A 6574-nucleotide genomic window follows, 5' to 3' on the forward strand; every position below is an offset into this window, starting at 1 on the left:
TGAAAGGCGGGGTGTGCCTGGCGCACCCCGACAAACCATGTCCTACGCCATCACCATCGGCCCGCGCCGTTACCGCTTTGACGATCTGAAAACCCTGCTGGCCCGCGCCACGCCGCTGCGCTCCGGCGACCAGCTGGCCGGCATTGCCGCCAGCAGCGCCGAAGAGCGGGTAGCCGCACAGATGTGCCTGGCCGACGTGCCGCTGGTGACCTTTCTCAACGAGCTGCTGATTCCTTACGAGCAGGATGAAATCAGCCGCCTGATCATCGACAGCCACGACGCCCAGGCCTTTGCCGCCATCCGCCAGCTGACGGTGGGCGGCCTGCGTGACTGGCTGCTGTCCGATGCCGCCAGCAGCGCCATGCTGGCGGCGGTGGCTCCCGGCCTGACCCCGGAAATGGTGTCCGCCGTCAGCAAGCTGATGCGCAACCAGGACCTTGTGTGGGTGGCCAGCAAATGCCGGGTGATCACCCGCTTTCGCAATACCCAGGGCCTGCCCGGCCACATGGGGGTGCGCCTGCAGCCCAACCACCCCACCGACGACGCCCGCGGCATCGCGGCGGCCATGCTGGACGGCCTGCTGTACGGTGCCGGCGACGCGGTGATCGGCATCAATCCGGCCAGTGACAGCCCGGAAACCATTCACAGCATGCTGGCCATGATGGACGAAGTGCGCCAGCGCTATGCCATCCCCACCCAAAGCTGCGTGCTCACCCACGTCACCAGCACGCTGGAGCTGATCGAGCGCGGCGCGCCGGTGGATCTGGTGTTCCAGTCGATTGCCGGCACGGAAAAAGCCAATAGCGGCTTCGGCATCAATCTGGCAGTGCTGGCCGAGGCACAACAAGCGGCACAGCAACTGGGCCGTGGCACGGTGGGCGACAATGTGATGTATTTCGAAACCGGCCAGGGCAGCGCCTTGTCGGCCAATGCCCACTGGGGCGTGGACCAGCAAAGCTGCGAAGTGCGCGCCTATGCGGTGGCACGGCATTTCTCACCCTTGCTGGTGAACACCGTGGTCGGTTTCATCGGCCCGGAATACCTGTACAACGGCAAGCAGATCATCCGCGCCGGGCTGGAAGACCACTTCTGCGGCAAGCTGCTGGGCCTGCCCATGGGCTGCGACATCTGCTACACCAACCACGCCGAAGCCGACCAGGACGACATGGACAGCCTGCTCACCCTGCTGGGCACGGCCGGCATCCATTTCATCATCGGCGTGCCGGGTGCCGACGACATCATGCTCGGTTACCAGAGCACCTCCTTCCACGACGCGCTCTATCTGCGCCAGTTGCTGGGGCTGAAGCGGGCACCGGAATTCGAAGACTGGCTGGAGAGCATGGCCATTACCCGCGCAGGCCGCTTGCAGGCGCAAGACCGCCAGCAAGCCCTGCTGCAACTGATGGAGACCTTCTGATGAATGCACCATTGCCAGTCAGCAGCACACTGCATGCCGGCCACATTACCGAAGACAGCTGGCAGGAACTGGCCAGCCACACCGTGGCGCGCATTGCGCTGGGTCGGGTGGGGGCCAGCCTGCCCACGCGCGAAACGCTGCGCTTTGCCCTGGCGCACGCCCAGGCGCGCGATGCCGTGCATACCGCGCTGGATCAGGCCAGCCTGCTGACGCAATTGCAAACGCTGGGCCTGCCAGCGCTGTCAGCGCGCAGTGCCGCTGCCAGCCGCGCAGCTTACCTGCAGCGCCCCGACCAGGGCCGCCGGCTGCACCCGGACAGCCGTGCCGGCCTGCTGGCGGAACCGGTACCGGCCTGCGATGTATTGTTCGTGATTGGCGATGGCCTGTCGGCACGCGCCGTGGCCAGCCACGCCGTGCCGCTGATCGCCGCCACCCTGCCCCTGCTGCAGCAACAAGGCTTGCAGGTGGGGCCGGTGGTGATTGCCAGTGAAGCGCGGGTGGCACTGGCCGACGAGGTGGGCGAATGCCTGCAGGCGGCCATGGTGGTGATGCTGATTGGCGAGCGGCCGGGCCTGAGCTCACCGGACAGCCTGGGGATTTATCTCACCAGCGCACCGCGCAGCGGGCGCATGGATTCGGAACGCAACTGCATTTCCAATGTGCGGCCACAAGGCCTGCCCTACCCGCTGGCGGCCTACAAGCTGGCCTGGCTGATCCGTGCTGGCCGCAGCGGCGGCACCGGGGTGGCACTCAAGGACGGCAGCGCGGCGGAACAAGGCTGGCTGGATCTGCAAACCCGGCTGGCTGCGAAGACAGAACAAGCGGCGTGAGTCCTCACGCTGAGCAGGCTCTCAGGCAAGCCGACCGTATGGCGCTTGCTCGCGCTCATGCGGGGCCTGCCCATGCCACAGCAAGCGCTACCCGCCCGGCCATTCGCCTGATTCAATCCTGACCGCTCCCCCAGCCCCGCCAACTCGCGGGTCTTTTACCTGGCCAAACATTCCGCTTGCGCGCTGATTTACGGTAGCATGCGCAATGCATCAGCCAGGCTGCTGCAACAATGCCCGACCCTAAAACCAGACTGCCCTTGCGCAGCATTGCCAGAACCCCCGGAGCACCATGCGGGCCATCTTTCTCCTCAGCTGTGTTCTCTGCCTCAGCGCGTGTAGCAATCTGCTGCAAAGTGGCAAGGATCTGCTGCAATCCCTGAGCAAAACCAGCAGCGTCACCCCACAGGTGGACAGCCAGCACGACTGCCACATCAGGAAATACCTGATCGGCTCGGGTAAAGAATATGCGGAAGCGAACACCAGCCCCTTTGTCAGCAGCTACGGCATCACCACCGACCAGGGCAAGCTGCATGTGGATGATGGCGCGGTATTCCGCGACATCATGCAGAAGCAAGGCCATGAAGTGGCGCTGCTGATGTCCTCTGCGGCGGGGGACTGGATTGTCGACCTGCCAAACTACGACAACCGCACGCGATTGCGCGCCAGCGTCATGTGCCACCAGGGCTATCCGGACAAGTTGTAATGCCGCAAACAGATGGGGATGAAGGCTGCGACAGCGCCAAGCCGCAGCATGATTAATGGCAGGAAATCAGCCAGCGGAGCGCATAGATTCCTCTCATTCTTGCCTGCAACAGCTATTTACCAGTAATTGCATCAGACAAAACCTTGCATCGCTTGGCTGTTTTCAACAACAGTAGCTATAGTGTGGTTTATTAAGCACGGCATTGCCGCGCATAAAAGTTTAAAAACAATGCAATAAACTGCAAGCAGCCAAACAGTGCTGCGGTCATGACCGTAAATGGCCGCCACCTGCCGCTGCGCCAGCAGAAATGGCACATCCGCCAGAACGGGCGCTTGCGCTGCACCATTCCAAACATCACCTAGGATGCCTTAGTGTCAGACCTTCTTAAAAAAATCGATGCCAGAACAAAACTGGCGGGGACCAACAAGCTGGAAATCCTGCTGTTCTCCCTGGGTCACGACCAGCGTACGGGGAGGAAGGAAATTTTCGGCATCAACGTGTTCAAGGTGCGCGAAGTGATGCGCACCCCTGAAATCACGTCCGCCCCGGAAATGCCATCGTCGGTCGAAGGCATGGTCAGCCTGCGCGGCTCGCTGGTGCCGGTGATCGATCTGGCCAAATACGCCGGCATCGTCACCAGCAACAAGCCGGAAATCATGATCGTCACCGAATACAACGGCAAGACGCAGGGCTTTCTGGTGGAGGCGGTGGACACCATTCTGCGCCTGGACTGGTCCGCCATGCGCGTGCCGCCGGACATGATCACCAACCGCATGGCCGGCCTGGTTACCGCCGTCACCGAGCTGGAACAGGGCACGCTGGCCATGATGATGGATGTGGAAAAAGTGCTGGCGGAAACCTCGCTGGTTGACGACGCCCACCACTTCATCAATATCGAACCCATCGAAGAAGAACGCATGATCTTCTTCACCGACGACTCCGCCGTCGCCCGCAAGCAGGTACAGCAAACCCTGGACGCCATGCAGGTGAAGTACAGCTTCGCCATCAACGGCATGCGCGCCTGGGAAGAACTGCAAAAAATGGCCATGCAGGCCGAGCTGTCCGGCAAGCGCCTGTCTGAAACCCTGCATCTGGTGCTGACCGACGTGGAAATGCCGGAAATGGACGGCTACATGCTGACCAAGCTGATCAAGAGCGACCCGCGCTTTGCCGGCATCCCGGTACTGATGCACTCTTCGCTGTCCGGTTCTTCCAACCAGAAGCTGGGCCAGTCGGTGGGTGTCGATGCCTATGTATCCAAGTTCGAAGCCCAGAAGCTGTCGATGAAACTGCGCGAAATGCTCAGCCTGGCAAAAAACTAAACCAGACCGGGTCACCACCCGGGAGAGGGACCAACCATGTCAGCCACAGATGCATCCTTGCTTGCCAGTGTCGATGCCCGTACCAAACTGGCAGGCTCCAACAAAATGGAAATCCTGCTGTTTTCGCTGGGCACGCGCGAAACCTTCGGCATCAATGTGTTCAAGGTGAGGGAAGTCTCGCAGACGCCGGCCATCACCAAAACCCCCAACATGCCGTTCGGGGTGCAGGGTGTGCTGTCCTTGCGCGGCAACATCATCCCGGTGATTTCACTGGCCAGCTTTGTCGACCCCGAACGCGGGCAGCACAAGTTCGATACCATGATCGTCACCGAATTCAACAAGAGCACGCAGGCTTTTCTGGTGGATTCGGTCGACCACATCATCCGTGTCGACTGGGACCGGGTACGCGCGCCGGAAAACATGATGATGAGCGGCAGCAACTCCAGCATGATCACCGCCATTACCGAACTGGAAGACGGCAAGCTGATCTCCATTCTGGATGTGGAACAGATCCTGGCATCGGTCATTGGCGAGCCACGCCTGCCGGACATCCCGCAAGCACAACTGGAGAACGACCAGTACCTGTTCTTCGTCGACGACTCGGTGGTGGCACGCAAGGAAATCACCAGCGTGCTGGAAAAGATGGGCCTCAAATTCCAGCAGGCCACCAATGGCCGCGAAGCCTGGGATCGCCTGCAAGTACTGGCTGGCCGCAGCTGGGGTGAGGACGAATCGCTGCACGACTATCTGAAGATCATTCTGGTGGATGCGGAAATGCCGGAAATGGACGGTTATGTGCTGACCAAGCTGATCAAGTCTGATGTCCGCTTCAAAGGCATTCCGGTCATCATGCACTCCTCGCTCTCCTCCAACGCCAACAAGGCAATGGGTTCCAGCGTGGGGGTGGATGCCTATGTGGCCAAATTCGACCCCACCATCTTGTCAGAAACCCTGATGCCTTACCTGCAAAGGTAAAGCCTTACCGACAGGAAATAAAACAAGGGCGCAGCGCTGCTGATTCCGTGGAAAATCATTTTTCTGGAGCTGTCATTCATGGTGGACAAGAATATCAAATTCCTGGTGGTCGATGATTTTTCAACCATGAGAAGAATTGTTCGCAATCTGTTGAAAGAGTTGGGATTTACCAATATTGATGAAGCCGAAGACGGCCAGGTGGCCTTGCACAAGCTGAAAAGCCAGAACTTCGACTTCATCGTTTCCGACTGGAACATGCCAAACATGACCGGCATCGAGCTACTGAAGGCGGTACGTGCCGACCAGCAGATCAAGCACCTGCCCTTCATGATGATTACTGCCGAAGCCAAGCGGGAAAACATTGTCGAAGCGGCCATGGCCGGTGCCAGCGGCTACATCGTCAAACCTTTTACCGCCGCAACGCTGGAAGAAAAGATGAACAAAATCTTCCAGACAATGAACAAATAAACGCATCAACATGGCCAACAGACTTGCCAGGTCAACACAGAGGAGAGGCTATCGTGCCGGATCACATTCTTGATAGCGGAGATTCACCGGATCTCGAAGCACTGTTTGACAGCATTGCCAGCCAGCACAAAGAGGAAGAGGCTCCTGCCCCAGTGGCAGTCGCAGCCCAGCCCAATGCCGGCGGCGCGAACGACAATAACGAAGAGATGTATGAACAGATCGGCCAGATCACCCGCAAAATGCACAATGCCCTGCGTGACATGGGCTACGACAAGTCGCTGGAGCGCGTGGCCGACGCCATACCGGATGCCCGCGACCGGCTCAGCTACATCGCCTCGCTGACCAAGAGTGCGGCCGACCGCGTGCTCAATGCCATCGATGTCGCCCAGCCGCTGCAAGACCATCTGGGCAACCACTCGAAAACCCTGTCGGAACGCTGGAACCTGCTCTATGCCAACCAGCTGTCCACCGAGGAATTCAAAAAGCTGGCCGATGACACCCACCAGTACCTGAACCAGGTGCCGCAGCAAACCCACGAAACCAATACCCAGTTGCTGGAAATCGTGATGGCGCAGGACTTCCAGGATCTGACCGGTCAGGTCATCAAGAAGATGATGGACATGTTCAAGAACCTGGAAACCGAAATGGTGACCTTGCTGGTCGAGTTTTCACCCGAGCACAAAAAAGGTGATCTGGACAGCAGCCTGCTCAACGGCCCGGTCATCAATCCGGAAGGTCAGCCCGACGCAGTGTCCAACCAGCAGCAAGTGGACGACCTGCTGGAAAGCCTGGGCTTCTAGCCCCGCAGCCCGCCAGCTCCAGCCAGCCAAGCCCCGCCACGGCGGGGCTTGGCTGGCTG

At 59.9% G+C, this 6574-nt stretch carries 7 protein-coding genes; all 7 read left to right on the plus strand.

What is annotated here, in order from left to right:
- The first annotated feature begins 37 nt into the window (after positions 1-37).
- The 7 genes from DBR44_RS12480 (at position 38) to cheZ (ending at position 6515) form a co-directional block, all read left to right on the plus strand.
- Positions 38-1417 carry an ethanolamine ammonia-lyase subunit EutB gene (locus tag DBR44_RS12480; protein WP_124644357.1) on the plus strand — a complete coding sequence of 460 codons (1380 nt, stop codon included), beginning with the start codon at positions 38-40 and terminating at the stop codon, positions 1415-1417.
- Complete coding sequence (eutC, locus tag DBR44_RS12485) at positions 1417-2247, plus strand: ethanolamine ammonia-lyase subunit EutC (RefSeq protein ID WP_124644358.1); 831 nt, start codon at positions 1417-1419, stop codon at positions 2245-2247. The genes DBR44_RS12480 and eutC overlap by 1 nt, the downstream gene beginning before the upstream one ends.
- Before the next feature lie 289 nt (positions 2248-2536).
- A complete protein-coding gene (locus DBR44_RS12490; RefSeq protein WP_124644359.1) occupies positions 2537-2950 on the plus strand; it encodes a hypothetical protein in 414 nt (137 codons plus the stop codon).
- A gap of 371 nt (positions 2951-3321) precedes the next feature.
- Positions 3322-4272 (plus strand): chemotaxis protein, encoded by a 951-nt coding sequence (locus DBR44_RS12495; RefSeq protein WP_124644360.1) that lies wholly within the window; start codon positions 3322-3324, stop codon positions 4270-4272.
- 36 nt (positions 4273-4308) lie between these two features.
- On the plus strand, positions 4309-5247 hold the full coding sequence (locus DBR44_RS12500; protein ID WP_124644361.1) for a chemotaxis protein: 939 nt from the start codon (positions 4309-4311) through the stop codon (positions 5245-5247).
- An 81-nt stretch (positions 5248-5328) separates the two neighbouring features.
- A complete protein-coding gene (cheY, locus tag DBR44_RS12505) occupies positions 5329-5715 on the plus strand; it encodes a chemotaxis response regulator CheY (RefSeq protein WP_199054579.1) in 387 nt (128 codons plus the stop codon).
- Positions 5716-5768: 53 nt separating this feature from the next.
- A complete protein-coding gene (cheZ, locus tag DBR44_RS12510) occupies positions 5769-6515 on the plus strand; it encodes a protein phosphatase CheZ (RefSeq protein WP_124644362.1) in 747 nt (248 codons plus the stop codon).
- Positions 6516-6574 lie beyond the last annotated feature (59 nt).

Origin of the sequence: Aquitalea sp. FJL05, assembly GCF_003852595.1 — a bacterium.
GTDB lineage: Bacteria > Pseudomonadota > Gammaproteobacteria > Burkholderiales > Chromobacteriaceae > Aquitalea > Aquitalea aquatilis.